We start from the raw sequence: 26,298 nt of genomic DNA, 5'->3' as shown, positions 1-26,298 counted from the left end.
GCCCTGATAGGCTCGACACAGAAGCCTCCTATTGAAATCCGTTGCAGCACAACAGATTCAACAGGAGGCTTCCTCAGTTCGTAAACACGACCTAGTCAGCGGGCGTCGGGGCGCTTCGGCGGCAGGTACCGGCCGAGGATCGCATCGACGTCCATGCGGTCGCCGAGCAGGCGGCGGGCCATCTCGGCGGACTTGAGCGCGTACTCGTCGCGGGCCTGGCGGATGAGGGCGACGAGGTTCGGGCCGAGGGACTGCCGGTACCGCATCGCGGCCTCGTTGACGGTGATCTCGTCGACCTTGCCGTTGGCGTCGAGCTTCACGTGCAGGAGCCCGTCGTCGGAGGCGACCTCGACGGCGTCGGCGCCGAACTCGGCGCTGACCTCCTCGTACCTGGCGAGCGTGGCCTCGGCCTCGCTGCGCATCCGCTCGAACTGCTCCATGATCTGCTCGGGGGTGAGGCGCTGCCCGTCGCTCATCGGTCCTTCTCCTGCCGCTCGGCGCTGAACATGCCGGCGAGGGTCTGCCGGATCGCCTCGGACAGCTCGCGGTCGGCCTCGTCGGCGGCGGCCTTGACGAGGGCGGTGACGGTCTCGCCGAGTTCGACGCCGCTGAGGTCGAAGGCGCTCATGCTCAGGTCGATCCGCCTGATGTCGCCTCCGGGTCCGGCGGTGACCCGGACGGTGCCGTCCTCGGACTCGACCTCGGCGGTGACCTCGGCGGCGAGCCGCTGCGCCTCGGCCAGCCTGCTGTGTATGTCGCCGTGCACGACGGCTCTCCTTCCTGTGGCGGGTGCGCGGGCGGCGGTCAGCTCCAGTATTCGAGCCGGCGCGCCGGGTCGCCCATCCATTCGGGGCGGAACTCCTCCGCGTCGAGGACCAGCCGCGGTTCGTCGCTGACGATGCCGCGGTCGTCGCCGCGGCGGGTGTACAGGTGGGCGTCGGCGCGGATCGCGGTGGCCTCGCCTTCGCGCACGTCGAATTCGACGCTGGAGCGCGCCGTCTCGACCTCGACTTCCACGGTGTGCTTCCCGGGCGGCAGCGGGTACCACCAGTTGCCCCAGGTCGCGGGGAGTTCGAGGCCGTCGATGCGGACGGCGGGGGGTGCGGCGCGCCGCGACGCGAGTTCGGCGTCGCGGGGCACGACGCCGTCGCCGCCCTTCCAGAGGTGGCGGTGCCCTCGCGCGCGCAGCAGGAGCGCTCCGCGGCCGGGGGCGAACTCCGGCAGGGCCTCGGGGCGGTCGCCGACGAGCGCGGGCCGGTCGGCGGCGTCGGGGCCGCCCCACGGGTAGTGCACGGGCCGGGCGAGGCCGGGGCCCTCGTTCGCGAGGCGGAGCGCGGCGAGGCGCTCGCGTTCGCGCCGGCGCCACGGTGCGAACGGGAGCAGGGCGAGTGCGAGGACCGCGACGGCGCCGAGGGCGATCCGGCTGCCGGTCTCGTCGAGGCTGAACGCGTTCACCAGCGCCAGCGGCACGCCGCAGACGAGGAGGACGATGACCGCCCACTCGTAGAGGTAGACCTTCGAGCGGGGCGGGAGCGGGTCGACGGCCTTGGGGCCGAAGCGGACCGTGGCGCGGTCGACCTCTTCGCGCCAGACCAGTGCCGCGGTGGCGCCGGCGCTGACGTCGACGACGACGGGGCTCGCGGTCGCCCCGCTCTGGACGTCGACTTCGTGGGGCCCGGCCGGCAGGACCACGTAGACGGTGCCGTCGCCGACGGCCACCGGGGTCCCGTCGACGGCCGCGACCGGCATGGTCGCGGCCGAGTCGAGGACGAGTTCGAGCACGCCCGACCCGTCCGGCGGGACCGGACGGGCCGTGGCCGTCTCGTACGGCGAGGGCAGGACCGCGACCGCGGGATCGCGGTGGAGCAGCGGCTTCGAGCGCAGGGGCCGTCCCAGCGGGTCCGTGTAGTGGCCCGCGTTGTTCCCGTAGGACCGGGCGAGGTCCTTCGGGATGGCCTTGCGGTCGAGGTCGTGCAGCACTACTTGCCTCCGGCCGCCGTGATGTCCTTGGCGGCCTGGATGTCGGCGTCCTCGTAGGCCTGCTTCACCTCGTCGAACCGGGTGGCGTTGCCTTCGAGGGCGGGCGAGATGAGGGCGACGTCGCCGGCGAGTTCGGACCGCTGCTCGTTGTAGCCCTCGACCCAGCCCTGGCAGGCCAGGCCCCAGGTGAAGAAGTCGGTCTCGGTGTCGCTGTTGACGGCCTGCGACAGGGAGTCCGCGTTGGTCTGGAGCCGCCGCAGCTCCGCCGCCGCCACGCCGAACTCCTCGGGGTCGACGCTGGTGTACGTCGCCATGTCGCCCGAGGGGTTCGTGGAGGCGGGCGTGGGGTTGCCCTTGGCGGGGACGCCGGTGCCCTGGATGGCGCCGGCCCAGTTCGAGGCGATGCCGCCGGCCCATTCGAGCATCTCGGCGGAGGACTGCCGGAACGTCGAGTCGAGGACCTCGGTGCCGAGGTGCGCGAGCTGCTTGCCGGTGAACTGCGCGAGCGAGACGCGCAGGAACATCGTCGCGGTGTCGATAGCGCTCTTCTGGGTCGCCCACATCAGGAACGTCGCGATCGAGGACCCGGCGCTGACCCATGCGGTCGCGAGCGCGGTCAGGCCGTAGATGATGAGCTGCTCGATGAGCGCCGACAGGAGGGCCTTGACGAGTTCGTAGACCGCGGTCGACAGCATCTGGGCCATGCCGATGTGCGACTCGATCTGCGCGATCGCGGAGGCGATCCCGGCGATGGCCGCGGCCATGCCGTTGACCTTGTCCTTGGCGGCGTCGGTGGTCGGCGACTGGGAGGTGGCGAGCGAGGACTCCCACGCGGCGTCGACCTCGTCGCGCATGACGATGAGCGCCTCTTTGAACTGGCGCCAGCGGCCCTGGAGGTCGCCCATCGCCCCGGGGTCGCCGGAGAGCCAGGTGAGGAGCTTGTTCGCGGGTTCGACCAGGTTGAGGAGGAAGTCGAGGCCCACGTTCACGAGCATCCCGAGCGGGTTCGTGTACGCGCCCCACGCCTCCAGGCCGATGCTCGCGATGTCGGCGACGACCGTGGCGGCGGCGTTCGAGGCGGTGACCTCGTCGGACTCGATCGCGTCGTAGATCATCTTGCCGCTGTTGAGGACCTGCTTGACGCCGGGAATCGAGCTCCCGACCTTCTCCAACGTGCTGTCGCCAGGCGGCTCGTCATTGGTGATGTCCGAGTCTTCGGCCATGCTCTGGTACTCCCGAGAGGAGGTGCGGAAAGGTTCGAAGACCGAAGATATAAGAGATCCGCCACCGCGTCGACAGCCCCACGCCACTTGAAATACACCGAAAGGCGCCGGGGCCGCCCGGAGGCGGCCCCGGACCGCTAGGCGACGACGCGTTCGAAGGCGGCTCTGGTCTCTTGGAAGACCTCGGCGCCGGGGCGGGCCCAGAGGGCGTCGTTGAAGAGTTCCACTTCGATGGGGCCGGTGAAGCCGGCGGCGTCGACTTCGGCGAGGTAGCGCTTGAAGTCGATGCAGCCGTCGCCGAGCTGGCCGCGGCCGGTGAGGACGCCCGCGGGGAGCGGGGTGATCCAGTCGGCGAACTGGAACGAGGCGATGCGGCCTTCGCGTCCGGCGCGCGCGATTCCTTGCCACACTTGCGGGTCCCACCAGATGTGGTAGGTGTCGACGACGACGCCGACCGCTTCGGGGGCGAAGGGCGCGGCGAGGTCGAGGGCCTCGGCGAGCGTCGTCACGACGCAGCGGTCGCTGGCGAACATCGGGTGCAGCGGCTCGATCGCGAGCGTGACGCCGCGTTCGAGCGCGTAGGGCGCGAGCTGCGCGAGCGCTTCCTTCACGCCTTCGCGGGCCGAGTCGATGGTGCCGTTCTCCGGGATGCCGCCGGAGACGAGGACGAGCGTCGGGGCGCCGACGGCCGCGGCCTCGTCGATCGCCCTGCGGTTGTCCTCCAGCGCTGCGGCGGTCGGGTCGGTGAAGAACCCGGCGCGGCACAGGCTCGTGACCTCGACGCCCGCGTCCTGCACGAGCTTCGCCGTGGCCTCGACGCCCATCTCCTGCAACGGCTCCCGCCACAGGCCGATCCCGGCGCCGGCCCGCGCGCAGGCCTCGACGGCCTCGCGCTGGTCCCAGAACTTCGCGGTGGCGTGGTTGAAGGAGAACCGTGCCGCGGCGCTCACGCGAGGGTCCTCGGGGGCTGGCCCGCGGTCTTGAGCAGGGCGTTGAACCGGTCGATGGCGAGGGCCTCGTCGGGGAACAGCTTCACTTCGAGCGCGAGGTCCACGATCTGTCCGAAGTGCTCGATCGAACGCGCGGATTCGAGGCCGCCGACCATCTTGAAGTGGTCCTGGTACCCCGAGAGCCACGCGAGGAACACCACGCCGGTCTTGTAGTTGAACGTGGGGGCCTCGAAGACCTTGCGCGCCAGAGGCACCGTCGGGTCGAGGATCGCGTGGAACCCGGCCACGTCGCCCTCGTCGAGCCGCTTGACGGCCTGCGAGGCGAGCGGCGCGAGCGGGTCGAAGATCCCCAGGAGCGCGTCGGAGTGCCCGAACTCGTCCCCGGCGATGAGCCGCGGGTAGTTGAAGTCGTCGCCGGTGTAGCAGCGGACCCCCTCGGGGAGCCTGCGGCGCAGCGCGATCTCGGCGTCGGCGTCGAGGAGGCTCATCTTGATGCCGTCCACTTTGGCCGCGTTCTCGGTGATGATCTCGACGAACGTGTCGGCGGCGGCTTCGAGGTCCGTCGACCCCCAGTAGCCTTCGAGCGCCGGGTCGAACATCGGGCCGAGCCAGTGGAGGATCGCCTTGCCGCTCACCTCGCCGAGGAGCTCGGCGTAGAGGGCCTTGTACTCGTCCGGCCCCTTCGCCGAAGCCGCGAGGGCCCTGGAGCACATGAGGATCGTGCCCGCGCCCGCGTCCTCGACGACCCCGAGCTGCTCCAGGTACGTCGCCCGGATCTCGTCCAGCGTGGACGGCCGTGCGCCGAGCTGGTCGGTGCCGACGCCGCACGCCAGGAGGTCGTCGGGCCCGGCGGCCTCCGCAGAGCGCTTGATGAGCTGCTTGGTGGCCTCCCAGTCGAGGCCCATGCCGCGCTGGGCGGTGTCCATGGCGTCGGCGACGCCGAGGCCGAGGTCCCACAGGTGGCGGCGGAACCCGATGGTCGCGTCCCAGTCCACCGTCGCCGGGCGGCCGGGGCCGTTGTCGGCCAAGGGGTCCGCGACGACGTGCGCGGCGGAGTAGATGACGCGGGAGGTGAACTCGCGGGTCACAGGACCAGCTCCTCAAGGTCGATGCGGCGGCCCTCGCGGGCCGAGCGGTAGCCCGCCTCGGCGAGCTGCACGCCGCGGGCGGCGGCGAGGAAGTCATGGTGCCACGGCTCGTCGTCCACCACGTGGCGGAGGAACTCCTCCCACTGGAGTTTGAAGCCGTTGTCGAACACCTCGTTGTCGGGCACCTCGTGCCACTGCTGCCGGAACGGGATCGGCTGGTCGATGTCGGGGTTCCACACGGGCTTGGGGGTGTGCGCGCGGTGCTGCGCGCGGGCCTTGCGGAGCCCGGCGATCGCGGAGCCCTCGGTGCCGTCCACGTGGAACTCCACGAGCTCCTCGCGGTCGACGCGGGTGGCCCACGAGGAGTTCATCTGCACGACGGTGCCGTCGGCGAGCTCGAAGATCGCGTACGCGGCGTCGTCGGCGGTCGCCGCGTAGGCGTTGCCCTGCTCGTCGAAGCGCTCGGGGATGTGGGTCGTGACGTTCGCGATCACGGACTTGATCGGCGAGCCGAACGTGCCTTCGAGCAGGTAGGACCAGTGCGGGAACATGTCGAGGACCATGCCGCCGCCGTCTTCGGCGCGGTAGTTCCAGGAGGGGCGCTGGGCCTCCTGCCAGTCGCCTTCGAAGACCCAGTAGCCGAACTCGCCGCGCACGGACAGGACCCGCCCGAAGAAGCGGGAGTCGACCAGGCGCTTGAGCTTGCGCAGGCCGGGCAGGTAGAGCTTGTCGGCGACCGCGCCGTTCTTGACGCCGGCGTCGCGCGCGGTGCGGGCCAGCGCGAGCGCGTCCTCCAGGCTGGTGGCGATCGGCTTCTCGGTGTACACGTGCTTGCCGGCCTTGACGGCGGCGGTGACGGCCGCGAGGCGGTGCCGCGTCGTCAGCGCGTCGAAGTAGACGCCGATCGAGTCGTCGCTCAGCGCCTCGTCGAGGCTCGTCGTGTACTTGTCGAGGCCGTGGCGCTCGGCGACCGCCTTGAGCTTGTCCTCGCTGCGGCCGACCAGGGTGAGCTCGGGCCAGATGACGCCGCCGTCGGCGCGGGGGACGCCGCCCTGCTCGCGGATCGCCAGGAGCGACCGCACGAGGTGCTGCCGGTAGCCCATGCGTCCGGTCACCCCGTTGAGGGCGATGCCGACGGTGATTCTCTCTGCCATAGGGATCTGCTCCAGACGATTCAGGCAAGCGCTTTCATACAGTCTTGTGAAGCATACAGCAAACACGGTCGCATTTGAAAGCGGTCTCTACACAGATTTACACACGTGAATACGTTGCGTCCAGGTCCGGACACGGCGAAAGCCCCGGCCCGTCCGGACCGGGGCTTTCACATGCGTTCTAGAGGTACTGCTCGCTGATGTCGGTGACCTCTTCGGCGGGCGCCCAGATCTGGTACACGCCGTTGTCGTAGGGCTCCAGGCCCAGCGAGCGCGCCACGTCGGAGCGGCCGCCGGAGTACTCCAGGCGGTACCACTCGCCGGACGCGCCGAGCAGCAGGAACGGCTCCCCGCGCCAGGTGCAGACCGTGCGCACGTAGAAGAAGTCCTCCAGCTCGCCGATCGGCACGCCGCGGCGGTACCGGCCCTCGGCGACCTGCACGAACCCGTCGCCGCCGGTGGGCGAGTAGAGCCGCACGTGGGCCCCGTCGGGGCTGGAGTCGTACTCGGCGCCCTTCCAGCGGGCGATGTAGCCGTCGCGCATCAGGCGTCCTTCCAGTCGCTGGTCCGGTTGTCGAGCACGGACGCGGCCCGGTCCTCAGGAGTCGGCCGCACCAGGTCGTAGTGGCCGTCGGCGTCGCCCCAGGCGTCGCCGAGCGCGCTGTCGTAGCCGCCGGACGCGCCGCCGCCGTAGCCGAACGCCTCGCCCATCGGCCCGGCGGGCGGCGGGCCCGAGGACTCGGGGGCGGACGGCAGGGCCGGGACGGAGGACGCCTCGATCGCGGCGGGGCCGCCGAACGCGCCGTCCACGGGCGCCCATTCGCGGGTGTCCGAGTCGTACTGCGCGATCTCGGTGACCTCGCCGCGGGAGTCGATGCGGAGGATCTTCGCGCCGTGCGGGAGCCGCACCGAGTCGACCTTGTGCTCGGGGATGCGGTCCTCGGGGGACTCCGAGGGCGCGAACCCGTCGCCGCGGAACGGGCCGGGCTCGACGACGGTGCCGCCGCGGGACTGCGCGGTCGGGAAGTCGTTGCCGCCGATGGCCGCCGGGTACAGGTCGGTGCGGTAGCCGGTCCAGCGGAGCACGTGCACCGAGTCGTCGGTGGGGCTGAAGTCCTCGCTGGAGCGGATGAGCCCGAGCGCGAGGTACAGCTGCGCGGGCGTGCGCAGGTGGTCCACGGCCTCGGCCGGGTGCACGAACCCGCCGACGCGGTCGTAGCCGCGCTCCAGGTAGAACGGCACCTGGTGGTGCGGGATGGTCTTCTGCCACAGCACGGGCTGCACGCGGTGCGCGGGCGAGGCCGCGCGCGCGGCGGCGGCGTGGCGCTTCTCCATCTCGCGGGCGAAGACCAGGAGGTCCTTCGCCTCGGCCCACTTCAGGAGCGGTTCGATCTCGGGGCCGGACATGTTCGCCCCGACCTCGGTGCCGGGGTTGACGTACAGCGCGTAGTCCTGGCCCGGCCAGTGCTGGATGAGCCACCCGAACGGGACGGTGGTGTGCGGCGTGCCCTCGCCCGCGCGCTCGGCCATGCGGGCCTCGGTGGTGTACACCGTGATCCCGATGTTGCCGTCGACGATGTCGCTGGCCCACCGGAACGCCGGGTCGCCGACGCGCAGGTGCGCGGCCTCGGGGTCGGCGATCGGGAGGATCACGCTGGCGCACAGCAGGGTCTGGAGGAACCCGGCGGTGTCGCCGGAGGTGGCGGCCTCGGCCAGGAGCGGCTCGGCGGCCTCGCCGGAGAGCTCCACGGGCTGCGGCGCGGCCGCCGCCTGCGGGGCCGGCTCGGGCGCGGCGGGGCGGCGCCCGAAGGCGCTCGACATCGACGCGAACGACTCGGCGGTGCGCGGCGGCTCCTCCTCGTGCGATGCGGGCGTGCCGAACGCGTCGCCGGAGGAGTAGGTCTCGGGGTACGCGACGGGCGCGGGCTCGCGGGTCGGCAGCGCCTGCGACTCGGCCTGCTGGTCGCGCAGCCAGTCCGGCGCGTCGGGCCACTGGTCCTGCGGGGACGGCCGGTGCGGCTCGGCCGGGAAGGCTCCTTCGCGCGGCTGCGACCCGTAACCCTGCGGCTGCGAGAACTGCTGCGGCTGGGACCCGAAGCCCTGGGGCTGGGACGTGTAGTGCTGCGGCTGCGAGCCGAAGCCCTGGGGCTGGGACCCGAAGTCCTGCTGCGGCGTGTACGACTGGTCCTGCTGCGACTGGAACGGGGCTCTGAAGCCCTCGGGCTCGGCGTCCTCGCGCGGCGGCTGGCGCAGCGGCAGGCCCGCCGAGGTGGTCCCGGCGACCGTCGAGCCCGGCTGCCCGGTGCTGCCGTTCAGGTCCGAGGAGCGGCGCGGCGCGGGCGGCACGTCGGGGATCGGCGGCGGCGGGGGCATGAAGCTCTCGCGCTGCGGCGGGGGCGCCTGGGGGGACGCGATCGGGTTCGCGAACGGGTCGGCCTGGCCGTCCCCGAACGGGTCCCGGCGGGTCGCGCCCGCGAAGCGGTCCTCCCGGTACGGCTCCGGCGCGGGCGGCGCCGGGGGCTCGGGGTCGGCGGGGACGGTCGTCATGCCCTGGGCCACTTGGGAGACGAACCACGCGGGCAGGTAGCCCTCGATCGGGAGGCCCGGGTTGACCGCCAGCCACCACTCCTCGTCGGGCCACGCCTCGGCGAGCGACTGGAACGTCACCCTCCGCGACGATCCCGCGTTGTCGCGCAAGCAGACCTGGAGCGCCGATTCCGACGTGAACGCGAGGATATGGGTGCGGTCGTCCGTGGTCCATGTGGCCCACGTGTCGGCGCCCGTGCCGTTCACTCCCTCATAGGACAGTGGGAGCACAAGTTCGATCTGCGCCAGGATCCGGAAGTATCCGTCCTGGTCCTCGGCTCGCAGTGCTTCTCGGAGTCGGTGCTCGATCTCGTTACTGGGTTCCCACATCGATCCCACTCAGCCCTTCCCCCCTACCGGTCTTGGATGGGGCGGTGTCGAGCGAACGCGGCGTCCCCTCGCGATGGTCACCGTAACGCGAGGGCGTTGTCAAGCTTCGTTCAGTAGGCCAAAAATAACGAAATCATAAAGGCGAACGCGTGTCATTCCCACGCTGTGGGCCTGCCGCTGTGTAACGATCCCGCTCTGATGGGGAACCGCGCTGCTCGATACGTGATGGCCTGCGTCTGCTCGACGCTGTTGGCGCTCTTGCTGTCCGCACCCGTCGGGGGCGCCGCGCCGGTCCCCTGGCAGGTCGCCGCGGCCGGAGCGCCCGCGGCGTGGGCCACCGCGACCGGGACCGGGGTCGTCGTGGCCGTGATCGACTCCGGCGTCGACGCCGACCACCCCGACCTCGCCGGGGCGGTCCTCCCGGGCCGCAGCTACGTCGACGTCGACCCCGGCGCCGAACCGCGGCTCCTCGCGTTCGGCTCCGAGGAGTCCCCGGTCTACGAGCGGGCCTTCGGCCAGGCCGACCCGGTCGGCCACGGCACCGCCGTCGCGAGCCTCATCGCCGGGCGCGGCGCCGACGGCCACCCCGGGATGGCCCCGGGCGCGGCGATCCTCCCCGTGCGGGTCCTCGACGACGAGAACAAGTACCACGACTCGGCGATGGTCGGCGCGGCCGTGAAGTGGGCCGTCGACAACGGCGCGAACGTGATCAACCTGTCCCTCGGCGGCCACTACGAGTCCGCGCCGTTCGCCGAGGCCATCGCCTACGCCGAGCGCAACGACGTGGTCGTGGTGGCGTGCACCGGGAACCGCGGACAGGACGACACCGGAGAAGAAGAGGTGTGGTTCCCCGCGCGCATCGACGAGGTCCTCGCGGTCACCGGCACCGACGAGCGCGGCGAGCACTGGCGCACCGCGGTCACCGGCGCGGGCACCGACCTCGCGGCCCCCGGCGCGGACCTGAGCGCCGCCGACGCCTCCGGCGGGCACAAGACCGTCACCGGCACCTCGTTCGCGTCGGCGATCGTCGCGGGCGCCGCAGCGCTCGTGCGCTCGGCCCACCCGGACTGGTCCGCCGACCAGGTCCGGCGGGCGCTCACCTCGACCGCGACCCCCGGGAGCGCGGACCTCGGAGCCGGGATCGTGGACGCGGGCGCGGCCGTCGCCGCCGACGTCGCCCCGGAAGAGGAGTCGGAACCGCTGCCGACGATCTGGAGCGCCGCCGCGACCGCCGCGGGCGGCGGGCTCATCGGCGCGACCGCGCTGCTGCTGCGAGGCCGCAGGCGGCTCACGGTGCGCGCGCGTACCATGGCGGGGTGACCGCCGCCGACGCCAAAAAGGGCAAAGAAACCGAACTGGCCAAGAAGCGCCGGGCCCGCGTGATCGACCGCCTCCTCGCCGCGGCCCACCCCGACGCCCACTGCGAGCTCGACTACTCCAACCCCCTCGAACTCGCGGTCGCCACGATCCTCTCGGCGCAGTGCACCGACGTCCGCGTCAACCTCACCACCCCGGCGCTGTTCGCGCGCTACCGCGACGCCGCGGACTACGCCGACGCGAACCCCGAGGACGTCGAGGAGATCATCCGCCCGACGGGCTTCTACCGCAACAAGACCCGCTCGATCATCGGCCTCGGCAAAGCCCTCGTGGAGCACCACGGCGGCAAGCTCCCCGAAGGCATGGACGACCTCGTGAAGCTCCCCGGGATCGGCCGCAAGACCGCGAACGTCATCCGCGGCAACGCCTTCGGCGTCCCGGGCATCACGGTCGACACCCATATGATCCGGATTACGAACCGCCTGAAGCTCGTGGACGGCAAGGACCCGGTGAAACTGGAGTTCCAACTTCAGAAGCTCGTCGAGCCCCGCGAGTGGACCATGTTCTCCCACCGCATCATCTTCCACGGCCGCCGCGTCTGCATCGCCCGCAAGCCCGCGTGCGGGGCGTGCACGCTCGCCGCGCAGTGCCCCTCCTTCGGCGAGGGCCCCACGGACCCGGCCGAGGCCGCGAAGCTCCTCAAGGGCGACAACGTGGACGAGCTCATCAGGCTCGCGGGCATCGAACACGCGGTGGGCGCGTGAGAAGGCTCCTCGCGGCACTGCCGCTGCTGCTGCTCGCCGCCTGCACCCCGAACACCGCCGACGACGCCGAGACGCCGCGCAGCGCCGACGAGCCGACCTGGTCCGTCGCCTGCTCCTCCGGCACGACGCCCGTGGACGGGATCGGCGACCTCGAACTCGACTGCCTCGGCGACGGGACCGCGACCGCCGTGGGCACCGCGGACAAGCCGCTCGTAGTGGTCCTGTGGGCCAGCTGGTGCGTCCCGTGCCAGCAGGAGGCCCCCGAGATCGAGGCGTTCTTCCAAGCCAACGGCGACCAAGTGGACATCCTCGGCGTCGACACCGCGGACACCGACGACGCCGGACGCTGGTTCGCCGACGACTTCGGCATGACCTTCCCGTCCGTCGCCGACCCCGACGAAGCGGTGCGCATCGGCCTCGGCGTGCCCGCGCTCCCCGGTGTCGCGCTCGTGGACACCGACGGCACGGTCGCCGACCTCATCGTCCAGCCCGGCGTCACCGCCGAGAGCCTCGCCGAAGCCGCGAGCGCCGCGTTCGGCCTGGAGCTGGCGTGACCGCGGCCCCCGAGCCCGACTGGTGGCGCCCGCTGCTCAAAGCGGCCGCAGAGGCCCAGGGCCCCACCGCAGAGCGCGTCATCGAAGGCCACCTGCGGCCCTATAGCGAGGAGCACGCCCGGACCGCGTCGGTCCTGGTCCTCCTCGCCGACACCGACACCGGACCCTCGGTCCTCCTCCAGCAGCGCGCCGCCACCCTGCGCCACCATCCCGGCGAGGTCGCGTTCCCCGGCGGCGCGGCCGACCCCGGCGACGCCGACAGCGCCGCCACGGCCCTGCGCGAAGCCGCCGAAGAACTCGCCGTCGACCCGGCCACCGTGCTCGTCGGCGCGACCCTCCCGCCGCTGTGGATCCCCGTCTCCGGCTTCGCCGTCACACCCGTGCTCGCACTGTGGCGCCGGCCCCACACCGTCGCCCCGCAGGCGGCCTCGGAAGTGGCCGCCGCGCACCAGGTCCCGTTGCAGGTCCTCGCCGATCCGGACGCGCGCGGCACCGTCGGCTACCCCTCGGGGCGCAGCGGCCCGGGGTTCCAGGTCGCTGGCGTGCCGCTGATTTGGGGGTTCACCGCCGGGGTACTGTCGTGGCTACTGGACCTGGGCGGCTGGTCCCGCCCCTGGGACCGCAGCCGCACGATGGAACTCGAAGGGCGCTAGCGCTCAAGCGATTGCGGGGTGGCGATGAGTCCGAGCGGATCCGGCCTCCTGGTCGACGTGATCATCGTGCTCCTCGCCCTCCTGTTCGCGATCAACGGCTACCGGCAGGGCTTCATCCTCTCCGCGGCCACGTTCTTCGGCTTCCTCGGCGGCGCGCTCCTCGGCATCCAGATCGCCCCCTGGGCCGCCGACTTCTACCAGGAGCCCCTCGCGAAACTCGTCGTCGCGCTCGTCGTCGTCTTCGCGCTCGCCCTCGGCGGGCAGGCCCTCATGACCGCGATCGGCTACCGGCTCCGCCGGAAGCTGAAGTCCAACGGCTCCAGGCGCCTCGACCGCTCCCTCGGCCCGGTCATCTCCATCGCCGCGGTCCTCCTCGTCACGTGGATGGCCGCCGCGCCGCTCGCGAGCCTGCCGCTCCCGGCCATCGCGGGCGCCGTCCGCAACTCCTCGATCGTCGGCGGCATCGACGACAACATGCCCGAGGCGGTCCGCGGCGTCTACGACCGGCTCCGCGAGTCCCTGAACACCACCGGCATGCCGAACATCTTCTACGGCATCGACCCGACCCAGGTCCGCGACGTCCCCGCCCCCGACCCCGAGCTCGCCGCGTCCTCCGTCGTCCGCAACGCCGAGGACTCCGTCCTGAAGGTCCACGGCTCGGCCCCCTCCTGCGACCGCCAGATCGAGGGCTCCAGCTTCGTGTACGCGGACGGCCTCGTCGTCACCAACGCGCACGTCGTCGCCGGGACCGAGGACGTGCGCGTCGAGTCCGACGGCGACCTCCTCGACGCCGAGGTGATCGTCTTCGAGCCCGAGAAGGACCTCGCGATCCTCCACGTCCCCGACCTCGACGCCGACCCGCTCCCCGTCGACGAGGACACCGCCGCGTCCGGCGCCGACGCGATCGTCCTCGGCTACCCCGGCGGCGGCCCCTACACCGCGACCGCCGCCCGCGTCCGCGAAGCGCGCGTCGTCACCGGCCCCGACATCTACGACGACGGCACCGTCACCCGCGAGGTCTACCAGCTGTACGCCACGATCATCGGCGGCAACTCCGGCGGCCCGCTCCTCAACCCCGACGGCGAAGTCATCGGCGTCGTCTTCGCCGCCGCCGTCGACGACCCCGAGACCGGATACGCGCTCACCATGGACGAGTCCGCCTCCGTCCTCGACGCCGGGCGCACCGCGAGCGGGTCCGTGGGGACCGGTTCGTGCACGTGAGATGTGCGATCTTGGGGATTCTCTCCATTGCCTGATGTTGGGCTTGACGTCACAATGCGGGTAGGCTGTAGCGGTCGCCGTCGACGCTTTCCGCTCCCCGGAACGAAACCCCTGCTGAGACGGCGCGGCGAGTCTCACGCGGTGACGCTCGGAACGGACGGAGGGCATTCATTCGGATACGAATGTCGATTCCGGCGGCGACGGTGCGCATGTGGATTTACGGGGGTCTCGCTCCCGCAATGCGGACAAGAGGCATAGACTCAGTACTTGCACTAGCGGTGCGTTGAAGAAAGGTGCGAACGGACATGGAAGACGTATTGGCGAGGGCCGCCCTGTTCAAGGGGGTCGACCCCGAAGCTGTCGAGTCGCTCATCAAAGAGATGGAGTACGTCGACGTCAACAAGGGCCAGACCGTCTTCACCGAGAACGAGCCGGGCGACAGTCTGTACATCGTCATGTCCGGCAAGGTGAAGCTCGGGCGCCGCTCCGCCGACGGCCGCCAGAACCTGATCGCCGTGATGGGCCCGTCCGACATGGTCGGCGAGCTCGCGCTCTTCGACCCGGGACCCCGCACCGCCACCGCCACCGCTCTCACCGACACCCGCATGGCCCGCCTGTCCAAGACCGCCCTGCGGCCCTGGCTCGCGAACCGGCCCGAGATCGCCGAGCAGCTGCTCCGGGTGATAGCGCGCCGGCTGCGCCGCACGAACGACTCGATGGCGGACCTCATCTTCACCGACGTCCCCGGCCGCGTCGCCAAGGCCCTGCTGCACATGGCGAGCCGCTTCGGCACCCGCGACGGCGGCGTCCTGCGCGTCACCCACGACCTCACCCAGGAGGAGCTGGCCCAGCTCGTCGGCGCCTCCCGCGAGACCGTGAACAAGGCCCTCGCCGACTTCGCGGGCCGCGGCTGGCTGCGCCTGGACGGCAAGAGCGTCATCATCATGGACCCGGAGCGCCTCGCCCGCCGCGCGCGCGTGTAACACTCCCGGTCGAACTTCGAGGCCCCCGGCGATGCCGGGGGCCTTCGTCGTCCCCCAGGTAGGGGCCCGCCGAACACCCCCTGCGAGTCGATATCCGAGTCCGTCTGTTCGCTCGCAAGGCGGAAGGGCTCCCAGATACCGGGGTTGTATCTGGGAGCCCGACAACGAAGCGAGCGGGCAGACGGGCCGGATAGCGGCCGCTGGGGGTGTTCGGCGGGCCCCTAGGTGCGCCTCATCACCTCCCGTAGCGCCCTTGGCCGCATGGACGCCCGCAGGTCCAGCCGTTTAGACTTCCCGTAACCATCCCGGAGTCCGACAGAAGGAGCGTTGTGGCAGGGCAACTGAACGTCGAAGTCGTGGCAGTCGACTCGAAGGTGTGGTCCGGCACGGCCGAAGCCGTCTACGCCCGCACCACCGAAGGCGAGCTGGGCATTCTGCCCCACCACCAGCCGCTCCTCGGCGAACTCCGCGTCGACAGCACCGTCCGCGTGCAGCCGGTCGGCGGCGGCGAGCTCGCCTGGAAGATCGAAGGCGGCTTCCTGTCGGTCACCACCGACGGCGTGACCATCCTCGCAGAGACCGCCGAAGCGGTCGCCCCCGCTTCGGCCTAGACATGCTGAAGGCACTGCTGATCGTCGCCGCGCTGGCGGCGGCCGTCGCGGTGTTCCTCGTGCTGACCTACGTCCGCCGCTCGATCCTGTCCCGCTCCGGCTCGGTCGCCATGGCCGCCCGCCTGTCGCGGCACATGGAGGGCCGCGGCTGGGCCCCCGGCTTCGGCGTCTACGAGCGGGGCACGCTCCGCTGGTACCGGATGTTCTCCCTCGCGCTCGGGCCGCGCTACTCGCTCTCGCGCCAGGACCTCCAGATCGCCGACCGCCGCGTCCCGGCCGGTCCGGAGGCCCAGATCTTCCCCCCGGAGGTGGCGATCCTCCGCTGCAAGAACGCCGCCGGCGACGTCGAGCTCGCGATGACGACCTCCGCCGTCACCGGCTTCCTCTCCTGGCTCGAAGCCGCTCCCCCGGGAGCGGCTTTCTACTCTGACCGGGACTGAACCACCCGATGCCCGCCTCCTGCCGGAGGCGGGCATCGTCGTTCTACGCGGCCGGTTCGAGGGCCTGGGTGAAGAGGACTTCGCCGTCGAGGTCCTTGAGGGACACGGTGAGGACCTCGGTCTCGGCGTCGATGTGGACTTCGCCGAAGAACTGGTAGCCGACCGCCGGGGAGGTGTTGGCGGCGGGCGGGGCCTTGACGAAGACGGCTTCGGGGCCGAAGGTCGGGTCGAGCTGGTTGGGGCCGAAGGCGCCCGCGTTCAAGGGCCCGGAGACGAACTCCCAGAACGGGTCGAAGTCCTGGAACGCGGCGCGGTCGGGGCTGTAGTGGTGGGCCGCGGTGTAGTGGACGTCGGCGGTGAGCCACACCATGTTCGCGACCTCCTCGCGCTTGCAGTAGGACAGGAGGTCGGCGATCTCGGTCTCGCGGCCCATCGGGGCGCCGCCGGTGCCTTCGGCGATGCCCTCCCAGGCGCCCGCGCCGTCGCCGACGAGGAGGCCGATCGGGAGGTCCGCGGCGATGGCCTTCCATGTCGCGTTCGAGCGGCGCAGTTCGCGCTTGAGCCACGCGAGCTGGCGTTCGCCGAGGATCTGCCCGGTGGGCCCGTCGGCGTCCGGGTTGGCGCTCTTGTAGGTCCGCATGTCGAGGACGAACAGGTCGAGGAGCGGCCCGTACGAGATCTTCCGGTAGATGCGGCCCTCGGCGTCGAAGCCGCCGGGCGTGTACTCGGCGAACGCCCGGCGGGCCCGCGCGGCGAGGACGTCGACGTTCTTCTCGGTGTACTGCGGCAGGTCGAGGATCTCGCCGGGGTACCAGTTGTTGGTGACCTCGTGGTCGTCCCACTGGTTCACCATCGGCACCCGCGCGAGGTACGCCCGCAGGTTCTCGTCGAGCAGGTTGTACTTGAACTGCCCGCGGTACTCGTCGAGCGTCTCGGCGACCTTCGACTTCTCCTCCACGACCGTGTTGCGCCACGTGGTCCCGTCGGGGAGCGCGACGGTCTCCACGAGCGGCCCGTCGGAGTAGACGAAGTCGCCCGAGCACAGGAAGAAGTCCGGCTCCGAGTCGGCCATGGCCTGGAAGATCCGGTACCCGCCGAACTCGGGGTTGATCCCCCAGCCCTGCCCGGCGAGGTCCCCGGACCACTGGAACGTGATGTCGCGGCACTCGTCCGAAGCGGTCGTGAACGAGCCTTCGAGGGCGTCGGAGGCGCGCTCGCCCTCGGCGCGCACCCGGTAGTGGTAGGTCTGCCCGGGCCGCAGGCCGCTGAGCCGCAGCTTCCCGGTGAAGTCCGAGTCCGCGGTGAGCGCGGGACCGCGCAGTTCCCTGGCGTGCTTGAAGTCCGGGCGGGTCGCGAGTTCGACGCGCATCCGGGAGCCGCGGTCGGCGCGGGTCCACAGGACCGCGCCGCGCTCGGTGACGTCCCCGGACTGGACGCCGTGCGTGAGCAAAGGCCGGGACGCGGCGTACGAGATGCCGGGCGTGCCCAGGAGGACGGCGCCTCCGGCTCCGGCGGCGAGCAGTTTCCTACGGTCGATCGGCACGGGGGCCTCCAGTGTCAGCGGGGTGTCGGCGGTCGCCACTCACGCTCGCAGACCCCGGTGGCACCGGAGTGGCCCGAAGGTGAACAGAAGGCCCCGCTCTCAGGCGTCCTTGGGCAGCAGTCGGAACGCCCCGCCTTGGAGCGGGGTGACCGGGCGGAAGTCGCGTTCGTCCCGAGTGAGGAGGTCGACGGTGCCGTACCGGTAGGCGAGGACGACGAGGCTCGCATCGGTGAGGCCGAGGTCGAGTGCCGCGTACTTGGCGTCGATCTTGACCGCTGTGAGCAGATCGGTGTGGGACAGGGCCGGGACTTCGATCATGCGGCCCTGGAGCAGCCGCGCGAGGATCGCCCGGACCGCCTTGGCGCTCTCGATCTTCCGCACGAGGTAGTCGAACTCGGCGAGCACGAGCGGGCTCACGATGAGCGGCTGCGGCTGCGCCACCGCGATCGCGCGGATCGCGGCGTGGTCGGGGTCGGCATCGTTGACGAGGCTGATCAGGCAGTTCGTGTCGCAGACGATCAACGGTCGAAACCGTCCAGCCGCAGGAACTCCTCTTCGTCGTCGATCGCCGCGAGCTCCGGACTGTGGATCACCGGCAGCAGGTCCCACTGCGGGGCCTTCGACGCCAGCCCGGCGTCGATGAACTCGCGGATCAGCTCGGCCTCGGAGATCCCCCGTTCGGCGGCGCTGCGGCGCAGGCCGTCCTTCTCGTCGTCCGTCAGGTAGACCGTCGTCTTGAACATGCCCTCATTGTGCCATACGTATGGCACGGCGCGGCGCAAAAAAGGCCCCGCGCTCCGGACGGCCTGGGGCCGGGGTGTCTCCGGAGCGCGGGGCGGGGAAGCCCTAAGCGCCGAGGCGCGGGAAGGGCTTGGTGGAGAAGACCACTTCTACGGGCACCTCGAAGTACTCGGAGAGCTTCAGCGCCAGGTAGAGGCTGGGGCTGTACTCGCCGCGTTCGAGGTAGCCGACGGTCTGGTAGTGGACGCCGAGGGCCTCCGCGAGCTGGCGGCGCGAGACGCCCCGCTCGGCGCGCAGCATCGCGATCCGGTTGTAGACCTCGTCCCCGGCCACGGCTCGATCACCAGTCCCTCTGCATGTCGGCGCGGCGGGCCGCCACGGCCGAACCCGACTCGCGGCGCGACATCCGCCGCAGGAGCCTGGGCGCCAAGGCCATCGAGACCACCGCCCAGACCGCGAGCACGGCGAACATGGTAACGGTCCGCCATTCGCCGCCGATCTCCACGGCGGCCATGGAGTCCGGGAGCAGCGCGTGCCGCATCCCCAGGCCCATCCAGTACATCGGGAAGACCTGCCCGACGCCCTGGAGCCAGCCGGGGAGCGCGGTGATCGGGTAGAAGATCCCCGAGACCGCGACCAGGCCCATGACCGGGAGCATGACCAGGCCCATGTTGCGGGGGTTGTCGAGGATCGCGCCGAGGACGGCGCCGATCGGGAGGGTCGCGACGACGCCCATGACGAGGACCGCCAGGAACGTCATCCACCGGTCGGGGGTCGCGAACGAGAGGCCGTCGAACAGCGGCAGGCCCACGGCCAGGAGCGCGACCGCGCTGGCGCCGATGAACATCGCGGTGGACGCGAGGTGCCCGACGAGGTAGCCGGTCATGCCGCCGGGCATGGACTTGGCGCGCAGGAGCGTGCCGTTGGTGCGGTCCATGGCGAGCGCGCCGACCATGCCCATGATGCCGCCGAAGACGACGTTCATGCCGATGAGGCTCGGCATGTTCATGGAGCCCAGGGAGACCGGGGCCCCTTCGAAGTCGGCGTTCTGCATGAACAGGAGGACGACGATGGCGATGCCGGTGGGCATGATGAAGCCCATGAGGTCGCCGATGGACGTCAGCGAGACCTTGGTCTCGATGAGGGCCCGCTTCCAGCCGGTGCGGTACTCGTGGAGGGTGTTGGTGCTCATCGGGTCACTTCCTTGAAGGCGTCGACGGCCGTCGCGGCCTCCCCGGCCTCGAACTGGGCGACGAGTTCGAGGTAGGCGTCCTCCAGGCTCGCGCGGTGGATCTCCAGTTCGGTGACCTTGCCGTCGTCGGTGGCGAGGAGCTTGCGCACGAAGTCGGTGGCGTCCTCGGTGGCGTGGATCTGGAGCTTGCCGTCCTGGATCCACTTCACCTCGGCGGTGGTGGACGCGGCGCGGGCGAGCTGGTCGGGCGAGCCGTCGGCGATGATGCGGCCGCCCGCGAGGATGAGGATCCGCTCGGCGAGCTTCTCGGCCTCGTCGAGGTCGTGGGTGGTGAGCAGGATCGTGGTCCCGTCGAGGTCGGTGAGCCGGTGGATGAGCTCGTGGAACTCCCTGCGGGCGTGGGGGTCGAAGCCGGTGGTCGGCTCGTCGAGGAACAGCAGGGCCGGGCGGCCGATGATGCCCAGCGCGACGTCGAGGCGGCGGCGCTGCCCGCCGGAGAGGGTCCGCACGCGCTGCCCGGCCTGCTCGGCGAGGCCGACCATGTCGAGCAGTTCGTCCGCGCCCCAGGGGTTCGTGTACGGCTTGTAGTACTCGGCGAAGTGCGTGACGATGTCGCGCACCTTCCACTTGCCGTTGTCGCGCCACTCCTGGAGGACCACGCCGAGCTGCGCCCGCCACCGCTCGTCGCCGTGCGCGGGGTCGACGCCGAGGACGCTGACGTCTCCGGCGGAGCGGCCGCGGAAGCCTTCGAGGATCTCGATGGTGGTGGTCTTGCCGGCCCCGTTGGGCCCGAGGAGGGCGGTGACGCCTCCCGCTTCGATCTCCAGGTCGAGACCGGTGAGCACGTCCTTGTCGCCGTAGCGCATGCGCAGGTCGGACACCGCGATGGCGGGTCCGGCGTGCGTTCGGGGGTGTCCCATGGATCGCTCCGTTGTATGTTTCCGATCGTTGATAGCACTCATACTACAACTCGCGGGAGAGTTCCGCCAACCCGTATAACACCGAGGGCCGTCCACCAGCGTGAACGGCCCTCGCGAAGCGAAACGGCTACTCCTGCGACCCCCGCGGGGCCCACAGCACGTCGCCGCCGGGGTTCGCCTTGCGCGCCAGCACGAACAGCAGGTCCGAGAGCCGGTTCAGGTACGTCACGGGCACCGCGTGCGTGGTGTCGGGCTCGGCCTCCAGCAGCGCCCACACCGACCGCTCGGCCCGCCGCACCACCGTGCACGCCTGGTGCAGCAGCGCCGCGCCGGGCGTGCCGCCGCGCAGGATGAACGACCGGAGGTTCTCCAGATCGGCGTTGGCCTCGTCGATCCAGCCCTCCAAACGAGTCACATAGGACTCGTCGATGCGCAGCGGCGGGTACTTCGGGTCCGCCGCCACGGGAGTGGAGAGGTCCGCGCCGACGTCGAACATGTCGTTCTGGACCGCGAGCAGCATCTCCCGCTCGCGCTCGCCGATCTCCCCCGTGTGCAGCGCGAGGGCCGTGCCGATCACGGCGCCTGCCTCGTCCACGTCGCCGTACGCGGCGAGCCGGAGGTGGGTCTTGGGGACGCGGGAGAAGTCGGCGAGCCCGGTCGTGCCGTCGTCGCCCGTCTTCGTGTAGATCCTGGTGAGATTGACCGCCATACCCCCGACCATATAGCCTCCCCCCATGACACAAGTCGCGGTAATCGGTTCGGGACTCATGGGTTCCGGGATCGCTCAGGTCACAAGCCTCGGCGGTTCCGACGTCACGCTGATCGACACGGACGAGGGGGCGCTCGACCGGGCGCTGGCGGCGATCCGCTCGTCCCTCGACCGCTTCGTCGCCAAGGAGAAGACCACCCCGGAGGCCGCTGACGCGGCCCTCGCGCGGATCGCGGTCTCCACCGACCTCAAGGCCGCCGCGGGCGCGGACATCGCCGTCGAAGCGGTCTTCGAGCGCCTCCCGGTCAAGCAGGAGGTCTTCCGTCAGCTCTCGGCGATCGTCGCCCCGGAGACCGTGCTCGCCACGAACACCTCGGCGATCCCGATCACGGAGATCGCCGCCGCGGCCACGCACCCGGAGCGCGTGGTCGGCACCCACTTCTTCTCGCCGGTCCCGATGATGAAGCTCTGCGAGCTCGTGCGCGGCCTGCACACCAGCGACGAGGCCCTGGCGACCGCGCGTTCGTTCGCGGAGGCCGCGGGCAAGACCTGCGTGGTCGTGAACCGGGACGTCGCGGGCTTCGCCACGACCCGCCTGATCTGCGCGCTCGTGAACGAGGCGGCGCGGCTCGTGGAGGACGGCGTGATCTCCGCCGAGGACCTCGACACGGCCTGCAGGCTCGGCTTCGGCCACCCGATGGGCCCGCTGGCGACCGCCGACCTCACCGGCATCGACGTGATCACGCACGCCACGGAGAACATCTACGAGGACACCGCGGACCCGCAGTTCTTCCCGCCGGCGCTGCTGCGCCGCATGGTCGCGTCGGGCGCGATCGGCCGCAAGAGCGGCAAGGGGTTCTACGACTACGCGGAGTTATCCACAGGGTTGTGGATAAGTGCTGGATCAATGTGGCGCGGGCGGGTGCCAGCACCCGCTCGCCGCCGCTGGTCGCGGTGATCGCCAGCTCCACGGTGCCGTCCTCGGCCTTGCGGACCTTGCCCTCGACCTCGACGGCCGTCCCGGCCTCGGGCACGACGACGGGCTTGGCGAAGCGGGCGGTGAAGTCGGCGAGGCGGGCGTCGATCCCGTTCGCGGCGGTCCATTCGAGGATCGCGCGGGAGACCAGGCCCATCGTGTACATGCCGTGGGCGATGACGTCGGGGAGCCCGGCGGCCTTCGCGGCGGCCTCGTCCAGGTGGATCGGGTTGTGGTCCCCGGAGGCGTCGGCGTACGCCGCGAGGTTGTCGCGGCCGACAGGGTAGGAGGCGGTGAACACGGTCTCGCCGACCGCGAGGTCCGAGAGGTTCACTGCGGGTCTCCTGCGACGAACAGTGTGGTCCACACCTCGGCGGCGAGGCCCTGGGCGTCGTCGACGGCGGTGCGGAGCGAGAGCAGGTCGTTCCCGGCGACGGTCTTGATCGACTCGACGGTGACGGTGCACGTCACCGCGTCCCCGGCCTTGAGGTCCCGGTGGTACGCGAAACGCTGCTCGCGGTGGAGGACGCGGCCCCAGTCGAGCCCGAAGTCCGGGTCGTCGATGAGGCGGTCCGCCGCGGGCAGCGTCAGCGAGATCAAGTAGGTAGGGGGGACCGCACCGGTGTCGGGGAGGCCGACGGCCTCGGCGAAGCGGGTCACCGACTCGGCGGTGACCACCACCGGCTCGGTGGTCGGCAAGGACCGTCCCACATACGAAGCGTTGAGCATGTACCGGGGGCGGGGAAGACTAGCGGGTCTCTTTGTGGACCTGCGAGGTCTTGCAGCGCGGGCAGTACTTCTTGAGTTCGAGCCGGTCGGGGTCGTTCCGCCGGTTCTTCTTCGTGATGTAGTTGCGCTCCTTGCACTCCGTGCACGCCAAGGTGATCTTGGGGCGGACGTCGGTAGCCTTGGCCACGATGAGTGCCTTCCTCTAGCGGAACCCGCCGCTCGGCGGGCTCTCCCTGCAAAACAAAACGGCGACCAGCGTAACGCAGTGGTCGCCGATTGCCAAAGTAGCGATGGGCAGGATCGAACTGCCGACACAACGATTATGAGTCGTTTGCTCTACCACTGAGCTACACCGCCGTGTGCTCACTGCCGCCAGATGGCTCTGGGTGAGCAGTACAACACCAGTCCGCTTCCGCTTCGAGGTGTCTCCGAGCCCCCTTACGGAATCGAACCGTAGACCTTCTCCTTACCATGGAGACGCTCTGCCGACTGAGCTAAGGGGGCGTTCGCGGGGCTTCCCCCGCGGCCTTGACAAGAGTACATGACCGGGCCCGGACCGCCGAACCGGGGCCCGCCTTGCGGTGCGGGCCACAGGCCCGGTTCAGACCACCCGCAGCCGGGCCTGGCCGCGGTTCCAGCCGCGCCCGTCGAGCCAGGCCGCGAAGCGGTCCGGCGGCAGCGGCCGCGAGAAGTAGTACCCCTGCCCGGCCTCGCAGTGGAGCCCGCGGAGCTGCTCGACGGTCTGGTGCGTCTCGATGCCCTCGGCGACCACGTCGATCGCGAAGTGCCGGGCCAGGCCCAGCACGGCCTCGACGATCGCGCGGTCGTCGTCGTCGGTCGCCATGCCCTGCACGAACCGCAGGTCGATCTTGATCTCCTGCACGGGCAGCCGCCGCAGGTACGCGAGCGAGGAGTACCCGGCCCCGAAGTCGTCCACGGACAGGCGCACGCCCATCTCGTGGAGCCGCTCCAGCGCGGGCGTGAGCCGCGGCTCGCCGGACACCACGTCGTCCTCGGTGATCTCGAACGTGAGCCGGTCCCCGGGGACGCCGTGGCGCTCCAGGAGCGCGGCGACCCGGTCGGGGAACTCGTTGTCCGACAGCGTGCGCGGCGACAGGTTCACCGACATCGGCAGCGGCCCGTCCTCCCCGGCCCACTCGGCCGAGCGGCGCAGCGCCTCGTCCAGGACGGTGTCGGTGAGCCGCCCGAGCTGGCCCGTGGACGCCGCGATCGGGATGAACTCCTCGGGCGCGACGGCCCCGTACGTCGGGTGGGACCAGCGCACGAGCGCTTCGGCGCCGACGACGGCCCCGTCCGCGTCGAGCTCCCGGTCGAGCCGGACCTTCGGCTGGAAGTGGACTTCGAGGCGTCCCCGGTCGAGGGCCTTGCGCAGGTCCGCGGCGAGGCCGATGCGCCGCAGGGACTCCGATTCGAGCCCCGCGTGGTACAGCTGCACGCCGTCCGCGGAGTCCTTCGCCTGCCTGGTGGCGCCGTCGGCGCGCTTGAGGAGCTCGTCGGCGTCGGCCGCGAAGTCCGGGTGCGTGACCACGCCCACGGCCGCCGAGAGGCTCACGGCGACGCCGCCGACCTCGAACGGCCCCTGCACCTCCTCGCGGAGGCGCCGCGCGGTCTCCACGGCCGCGTCGGTGGACGCCAGGCGGGTCTGGAGGATGAACTCGTCGGAGTCGATGCGCCCGATGAACGACGCGGCGGGCGAGTGCTCCTTGAGCCGCCGCGCGAACTCCCGCAGCGCGGTGTCCCCGGCCTCGTGGCCGAGCGCGTCGTTGATCTCGTGCAGCGAGTCCATGTCGAACATGAACACGGCGACCACTTCGCCGGGCACGGTGATCGACAGGGCCTCCTGGAGCGCCGCCAGGGACCGGCGCCGGCTCGGCAGGCCCGTGAGCGGGTCGTGGTAGGCGTCGTAGCGGAGCTGGTCCAGCAGCCGCTCGTTCTGGACCGCGATGCCGACGCTCCCCGCGATCGTCTCCAGCAGTTGCAGGTCCACGGGCACGAAGTGCGAGATCTCCCCGCCGATCCGGTCGGCGACCGACAGGCACCCGTACACCTCGTCGCCCGAGCGCAGCGGCACGAGCATGGCCCCGCGCAGGCCCGCGGCCTCCAGTTCGGCGAGCTGCTCGGCGGTGCCGTGCTTGGGGCTGAGGAGGACGCCGGTCCCCGATTCCATGACCTGGCGCTGGAGCGAGTCGGGGATGGGGTCGAGGTCGGTGAGCCCGGCGTCGTCGACCGCGGAGGTGAGGCGGATCTGCGCGTACCGGCCGGAGGCGGGGACCCAGACGGTCGCGGACTCGGCGGAGAGGATGTCGCGCAGGCGTCCGAGCATGGCGTCGATGAGCCGCTTGGAGCTGACGGAGTCGACCACGAGCTGGGTGAAGTCGTTGAGCTCGCGCAGGACCTGCCGCTGCCGCCGCAGGGTCATGTAGCTGCGGGTGAGGTACACGAGCGCGAGGACGACGAGTCCGATGAGGATTCCGGACCAGAGGGTCGCGTCGAGGAGCACGAGGAAGATGACGCCGACGCACGCGGCGAGGACGGGCCCGACCATGGTGAGCAGGAACCCGCTCCAGGCCCTGACGACGGCGGCCCAGCCCGACAGGAAGTACAGCATCGCCGACATGAAGACGGTGGAGACCACGCCCATGAACAGGATCGCGGAGACCAGGACGAGCCAGGTCCGCGGGTCGGCGGCGGGGCCGAGTCCCATGTACTGCACGTAGAGCGCCGCGAACACGGTCCCGGCGGCGGTCAGGCCGGTGTTGAACGTGGGCTTGAGGAGGCCGATGTCCTCGCGGACGTAGCGGCGTCCGAAGAAGAGGGCCGCGGCGAGGAACTTGGTCGCGACGACCCAGAACGGCGGCAGGTAGAACAGCGCGATGACCATGGGGATGTCGGTGAGGTTGAACGAGATCCCCAGACCGCGCGCGTGGTGCTGGACGAGCAGGCCCTGGCACAGGAAGAACCCGGCGACGAACAGCAGGAGCTGCGCCACCGGGTAGGTGTCGGGCGGGCCGAACAGGAGGAGCCCGGACAGGCCCGTCGCCATCACGATGCCGGTCACGATCCTCGGCATGATCCGGAGCAGTGCGGTCCGGCGCTCCCCTGTCATCGGCGTCTCATCGGGGCCCGGGTCTAGCTGATCTCGCCCGAGCCGCGGGTGGAGGCCAGGCTGATCTCGCCCGAGCCGCCCCCGAGCGCGGAGACGTCGCTGATCTCGCCGGAGCCGGCGGTGCCCTCGTCGTCGCTGATCTCGCCGGAACCGCCGTCGGTGCCGCCGTCGTCGGCGACGGAGCTGATCTCGCCCGAGCCGCCGCCGTCTTCGTGGGCGCTGATCTCGCCGGAGCCGCCGCCGAGCGAGGCGGCGGAGAAACCGGCGACGATGCCGAGCGCGATGAGGCCCGCGGCGACGGCGGCGCCGAGCTTCTTCAAGATTCTGGCCGGTTTCACAGGGCCTCCCGTGAGTGGTGGGTACGTTCAGTCAAGGGGACCAGTTGAGCCCATGGTGCCACAGTCGGATCGCACTAGGGAAGGCTTGCGACCGTGATTCTCGCGCTCTTTCTGGTTCAGCCCTACGAGTGAGTAGGGTCCGTGACCATTGTCGCCGATGACCGCGCGGCGT

General features: G+C 71.1%; 29 protein-coding genes, 2 tRNA genes and 1 pseudogene. 9 read left to right on the top strand and 23 right to left on the bottom strand.

What is annotated here, in order from left to right; genetic code table 11:
* Positions 1 to 95 precede the first annotated feature (95 nt).
* The 9 genes from B0I28_RS08800 to B0I28_RS08760 form a co-directional block, all read right to left on the bottom strand.
* Positions 96 to 476, bottom strand: coding sequence for a YbaB/EbfC family nucleoid-associated protein (locus tag B0I28_RS08800; RefSeq protein WP_106363380.1), 381 nt, complete (start codon positions 474 to 476; stop codon positions 96 to 98).
* On the bottom strand, positions 473 to 766 hold the full coding sequence (locus B0I28_RS08795; RefSeq protein ID WP_181245707.1) for a YbaB/EbfC family nucleoid-associated protein: 294 nt from the start codon (positions 764 to 766) through the stop codon (positions 473 to 475). Before B0I28_RS08795 ends, B0I28_RS08800 begins: the two co-directional genes overlap by 4 nt.
* Before the next feature lie 38 nt (positions 767 to 804).
* Positions 805 to 1,980, bottom strand: a complete 1,176-nt coding sequence (locus tag B0I28_RS08790) for an Ig-like domain repeat protein (RefSeq protein WP_106363378.1) — start codon at positions 1,978 to 1,980, stop codon at positions 805 to 807.
* Positions 1,980 to 3,203, bottom strand: coding sequence for a hypothetical protein (locus tag B0I28_RS08785; protein ID WP_106363377.1), 1,224 nt, complete (start codon positions 3,201 to 3,203; stop codon positions 1,980 to 1,982). Before B0I28_RS08785 ends, B0I28_RS08790 begins: the two co-directional genes overlap by 1 nt.
* 137 nt (positions 3,204 to 3,340) lie before the next feature.
* Positions 3,341 to 4,153: a sugar phosphate isomerase/epimerase family protein gene (locus B0I28_RS08780; RefSeq protein ID WP_106363376.1), complete on the bottom strand. Its 813-nt coding sequence runs from the start codon at positions 4,151 to 4,153 to the stop codon at positions 3,341 to 3,343.
* A complete protein-coding gene (locus B0I28_RS08775; protein ID WP_106363375.1) occupies positions 4,150 to 5,241 on the bottom strand; it encodes a dihydrodipicolinate synthase family protein in 1,092 nt (363 codons plus the stop codon). The genes B0I28_RS08780 and B0I28_RS08775 overlap by 4 nt, the downstream gene beginning before the upstream one ends.
* The gene (locus B0I28_RS08770) at positions 5,238 to 6,395 is read right to left on the bottom strand and encodes a Gfo/Idh/MocA family protein (RefSeq protein WP_106363374.1); all 1,158 of its coding nucleotides are present in this window, start codon (positions 6,393 to 6,395) and stop codon (positions 5,238 to 5,240) included. Before B0I28_RS08770 ends, B0I28_RS08775 begins: the two co-directional genes overlap by 4 nt.
* 178 nt (positions 6,396 to 6,573) lie before the next feature.
* Positions 6,574 to 6,939: a hypothetical protein gene (locus tag B0I28_RS08765; RefSeq protein ID WP_106363373.1), complete on the bottom strand. Its 366-nt coding sequence runs from the start codon at positions 6,937 to 6,939 to the stop codon at positions 6,574 to 6,576.
* On the bottom strand, positions 6,936 to 9,308 hold the full coding sequence (locus B0I28_RS08760) for an SseB family protein (protein ID WP_146148021.1): 2,373 nt from the start codon (positions 9,306 to 9,308) through the stop codon (positions 6,936 to 6,938). Before B0I28_RS08760 ends, B0I28_RS08765 begins: the two co-directional genes overlap by 4 nt.
* A 258-nt stretch (positions 9,309 to 9,566) precedes the next feature.
* Between B0I28_RS08760 and B0I28_RS08755 the strand changes: the two genes are divergently transcribed.
* From B0I28_RS08755 to B0I28_RS08720, 8 genes are all read left to right on the top strand, one after another.
* Positions 9,567 to 10,628, top strand: a complete 1,062-nt coding sequence (locus tag B0I28_RS08755; RefSeq protein WP_181245706.1) for a S8 family peptidase — start codon at positions 9,567 to 9,569, stop codon at positions 10,626 to 10,628.
* On the top strand, positions 10,625 to 11,389 hold the full coding sequence (gene nth / locus B0I28_RS08750) for an endonuclease III (protein ID WP_106363370.1): 765 nt from the start codon (positions 10,625 to 10,627) through the stop codon (positions 11,387 to 11,389). The genes B0I28_RS08755 and nth overlap by 4 nt, the downstream gene beginning before the upstream one ends.
* A complete protein-coding gene (locus tag B0I28_RS08745) occupies positions 11,386 to 11,943 on the top strand; it encodes a TlpA family protein disulfide reductase (RefSeq protein ID WP_181245704.1) in 558 nt (185 codons plus the stop codon). Before nth ends, B0I28_RS08745 begins: the two co-directional genes overlap by 4 nt.
* The gene (locus tag B0I28_RS08740) at positions 11,940 to 12,596 is read left to right on the top strand and encodes an NUDIX hydrolase (protein WP_219926633.1); all 657 of its coding nucleotides are present in this window, start codon (positions 11,940 to 11,942) and stop codon (positions 12,594 to 12,596) included. Before B0I28_RS08745 ends, B0I28_RS08740 begins: the two co-directional genes overlap by 4 nt.
* Before the next feature lie 24 nt (positions 12,597 to 12,620).
* Positions 12,621 to 13,817 (top strand): MarP family serine protease, encoded by a 1,197-nt coding sequence (locus B0I28_RS08735; protein WP_106363456.1) that lies wholly within the window; start codon positions 12,621 to 12,623, stop codon positions 13,815 to 13,817.
* Positions 13,818 to 14,122: 305 nt separating this feature from the next.
* Positions 14,123 to 14,800 carry a Crp/Fnr family transcriptional regulator gene (locus tag B0I28_RS08730; protein ID WP_026924818.1) on the top strand — a complete coding sequence of 226 codons (678 nt, stop codon included), beginning with the start codon at positions 14,123 to 14,125 and terminating at the stop codon, positions 14,798 to 14,800.
* 329 nt (positions 14,801 to 15,129) lie between these two features.
* The gene (locus tag B0I28_RS08725) at positions 15,130 to 15,411 is read left to right on the top strand and encodes a F0F1 ATP synthase subunit epsilon (RefSeq protein WP_106363368.1); all 282 of its coding nucleotides are present in this window, start codon (positions 15,130 to 15,132) and stop codon (positions 15,409 to 15,411) included.
* Between the two features lie 2 nt (positions 15,412 to 15,413).
* Positions 15,414 to 15,851, top strand: a complete 438-nt coding sequence (locus B0I28_RS08720) for a DUF2550 domain-containing protein (protein ID WP_106363367.1) — start codon at positions 15,414 to 15,416, stop codon at positions 15,849 to 15,851.
* Positions 15,852 to 15,894: 43 nt separating this feature from the next.
* On the opposite strand, the gene B0I28_RS08715 is transcribed toward B0I28_RS08720, so the two are convergent.
* From B0I28_RS08715 to B0I28_RS08685, 7 genes are all read right to left on the bottom strand, one after another.
* Positions 15,895 to 17,433, bottom strand: a complete 1,539-nt coding sequence (locus B0I28_RS08715) for an alkaline phosphatase D family protein (protein ID WP_245888921.1) — start codon at positions 17,431 to 17,433, stop codon at positions 15,895 to 15,897.
* Between the two features lie 60 nt (positions 17,434 to 17,493).
* On the bottom strand, positions 17,494 to 17,916 hold the full coding sequence (locus B0I28_RS08710) for a type II toxin-antitoxin system VapC family toxin (RefSeq protein WP_181245703.1): 423 nt from the start codon (positions 17,914 to 17,916) through the stop codon (positions 17,494 to 17,496).
* The gene (locus tag B0I28_RS08705) at positions 17,913 to 18,137 is read right to left on the bottom strand and encodes a ribbon-helix-helix domain-containing protein (RefSeq protein ID WP_106363365.1); all 225 of its coding nucleotides are present in this window, start codon (positions 18,135 to 18,137) and stop codon (positions 17,913 to 17,915) included. Before B0I28_RS08705 ends, B0I28_RS08710 begins: the two co-directional genes overlap by 4 nt.
* Before the next feature lie 103 nt (positions 18,138 to 18,240).
* Positions 18,241 to 18,435 (bottom strand): helix-turn-helix domain-containing protein, encoded by a 195-nt coding sequence (locus B0I28_RS08700; RefSeq protein ID WP_106363454.1) that lies wholly within the window; start codon positions 18,433 to 18,435, stop codon positions 18,241 to 18,243.
* Positions 18,436 to 18,475: 40 nt separating this feature from the next.
* Positions 18,476 to 19,327, bottom strand: coding sequence for an ABC transporter permease (locus B0I28_RS08695; protein ID WP_106363364.1), 852 nt, complete (start codon positions 19,325 to 19,327; stop codon positions 18,476 to 18,478).
* The gene (locus tag B0I28_RS08690) at positions 19,324 to 20,247 is read right to left on the bottom strand and encodes an ABC transporter ATP-binding protein (RefSeq protein ID WP_219926632.1); all 924 of its coding nucleotides are present in this window, start codon (positions 20,245 to 20,247) and stop codon (positions 19,324 to 19,326) included. Before B0I28_RS08690 ends, B0I28_RS08695 begins: the two co-directional genes overlap by 4 nt.
* A gap of 127 nt (positions 20,248 to 20,374) precedes the next feature.
* Positions 20,375 to 20,956 carry a cob(I)yrinic acid a,c-diamide adenosyltransferase gene (locus B0I28_RS08685; protein ID WP_106363363.1) on the bottom strand — a complete coding sequence of 194 codons (582 nt, stop codon included), beginning with the start codon at positions 20,954 to 20,956 and terminating at the stop codon, positions 20,375 to 20,377.
* A 25-nt stretch (positions 20,957 to 20,981) separates the two neighbouring features.
* Here B0I28_RS08685 and B0I28_RS08680 point away from each other — a divergent pair, with 25 nt between their 5' ends.
* Positions 20,982 to 21,914: a 3-hydroxyacyl-CoA dehydrogenase family protein gene (locus B0I28_RS08680; RefSeq protein WP_106363362.1), complete on the top strand. Its 933-nt coding sequence runs from the start codon at positions 20,982 to 20,984 to the stop codon at positions 21,912 to 21,914.
* Positions 21,915 to 21,969: 55 nt separating this feature from the next.
* Here B0I28_RS08680 and B0I28_RS28230 read toward each other — a convergent pair.
* The 7 genes and pseudogenes from B0I28_RS28230 to B0I28_RS08645 all read right to left on the bottom strand — a co-directional run.
* Positions 21,970 to 22,233 (bottom strand): annotated as a pseudogene (locus B0I28_RS28230) (MaoC/PaaZ C-terminal domain-containing protein); the annotation flags it as partial.
* Positions 22,234 to 22,262: 29 nt separating this feature from the next.
* Complete coding sequence (locus tag B0I28_RS27855) at positions 22,263 to 22,643, bottom strand: FAS1-like dehydratase domain-containing protein (RefSeq protein WP_245888919.1); 381 nt, start codon at positions 22,641 to 22,643, stop codon at positions 22,263 to 22,265.
* A gap of 37 nt (positions 22,644 to 22,680) precedes the next feature.
* The gene (gene rpmG, locus B0I28_RS08665; RefSeq protein WP_181245701.1) at positions 22,681 to 22,848 is read right to left on the bottom strand and encodes a 50S ribosomal protein L33; all 168 of its coding nucleotides are present in this window, start codon (positions 22,846 to 22,848) and stop codon (positions 22,681 to 22,683) included.
* 98 nt (positions 22,849 to 22,946) lie between these two features.
* Positions 22,947 to 23,018: transfer RNA gene (locus B0I28_RS08660), tRNA-Met, on the bottom strand.
* Positions 23,019 to 23,092: 74 nt separating this feature from the next.
* Positions 23,093 to 23,165, bottom strand: a tRNA-Thr gene (locus B0I28_RS08655).
* A 97-nt stretch (positions 23,166 to 23,262) separates the two neighbouring features.
* On the bottom strand, positions 23,263 to 25,788 hold the full coding sequence (locus tag B0I28_RS08650) for an EAL domain-containing protein (RefSeq protein ID WP_106363359.1): 2,526 nt from the start codon (positions 25,786 to 25,788) through the stop codon (positions 23,263 to 23,265).
* A 23-nt stretch (positions 25,789 to 25,811) separates the two neighbouring features.
* Positions 25,812 to 26,126 carry a hypothetical protein gene (locus B0I28_RS08645; RefSeq protein WP_146148019.1) on the bottom strand — a complete coding sequence of 105 codons (315 nt, stop codon included), beginning with the start codon at positions 26,124 to 26,126 and terminating at the stop codon, positions 25,812 to 25,814.
* Positions 26,127 to 26,298: the final 172 nt, after the last annotated feature.

This window comes from Glycomyces artemisiae (assembly GCF_003002955.1).
Lineage (GTDB): Bacteria > Actinomycetota > Actinomycetes > Mycobacteriales > Micromonosporaceae > Glycomyces > Glycomyces artemisiae.
The sequence above is the reverse complement of the archived record's forward strand: the minus strand, read 5'-3'. Positions and strand labels throughout refer to the sequence as shown.

Coding starts and splice junctions, on each gene's coding strand:
- B0I28_RS08800 (WP_106363380.1), bottom strand. CDS start 476: ATGAGCGACGGGCAGCGCCTCACCCCCGAGCAGATCATGGAGCAGTTC.
- B0I28_RS08785 (WP_106363377.1), bottom strand. CDS start 3,203: ATGGCCGAAGACTCGGACATCACCAATGACGAGCCGCCTGGCGACAGC.
- B0I28_RS08770 (WP_106363374.1), bottom strand. CDS start 6,395: ATGGCAGAGAGAATCACCGTCGGCATCGCCCTCAACGGGGTGACCGGA.
- B0I28_RS08760 (WP_146148021.1), bottom strand. CDS start 9,308: ATGTGGGAACCCAGTAACGAGATCGAGCACCGACTCCGAGAAGCACTG.
- B0I28_RS08735 (WP_106363456.1), top strand. CDS start 12,621: ATGAGTCCGAGCGGATCCGGCCTCCTGGTCGACGTGATCATCGTGCTC.
- B0I28_RS08730 (WP_026924818.1), top strand. CDS start 14,123: ATGGAAGACGTATTGGCGAGGGCCGCCCTGTTCAAGGGGGTCGACCCC.
- B0I28_RS08720 (WP_106363367.1), top strand. CDS start 15,414: ATGCTGAAGGCACTGCTGATCGTCGCCGCGCTGGCGGCGGCCGTCGCG.
- B0I28_RS08705 (WP_106363365.1), bottom strand. CDS start 18,137: ATGTTCAAGACGACGGTCTACCTGACGGACGACGAGAAGGACGGCCTG.
- B0I28_RS08700 (WP_106363454.1), bottom strand. CDS start 18,435: ATGCTGCGCGCCGAGCGGGGCGTCTCGCGCCGCCAGCTCGCGGAGGCC.
- B0I28_RS08695 (WP_106363364.1), bottom strand. CDS start 19,327: ATGAGCACCAACACCCTCCACGAGTACCGCACCGGCTGGAAGCGGGCC.
- B0I28_RS08690 (WP_219926632.1), bottom strand. CDS start 20,247: ATGGGACACCCCCGAACGCACGCCGGACCCGCCATCGCGGTGTCCGAC.
- B0I28_RS08685 (WP_106363363.1), bottom strand. CDS start 20,956: ATGGCGGTCAATCTCACCAGGATCTACACGAAGACGGGCGACGACGGC.
- B0I28_RS08680 (WP_106363362.1), top strand. CDS start 20,982: ATGACACAAGTCGCGGTAATCGGTTCGGGACTCATGGGTTCCGGGATC.
- B0I28_RS08650 (WP_106363359.1), bottom strand. CDS start 25,788: ATGACAGGGGAGCGCCGGACCGCACTGCTCCGGATCATGCCGAGGATC.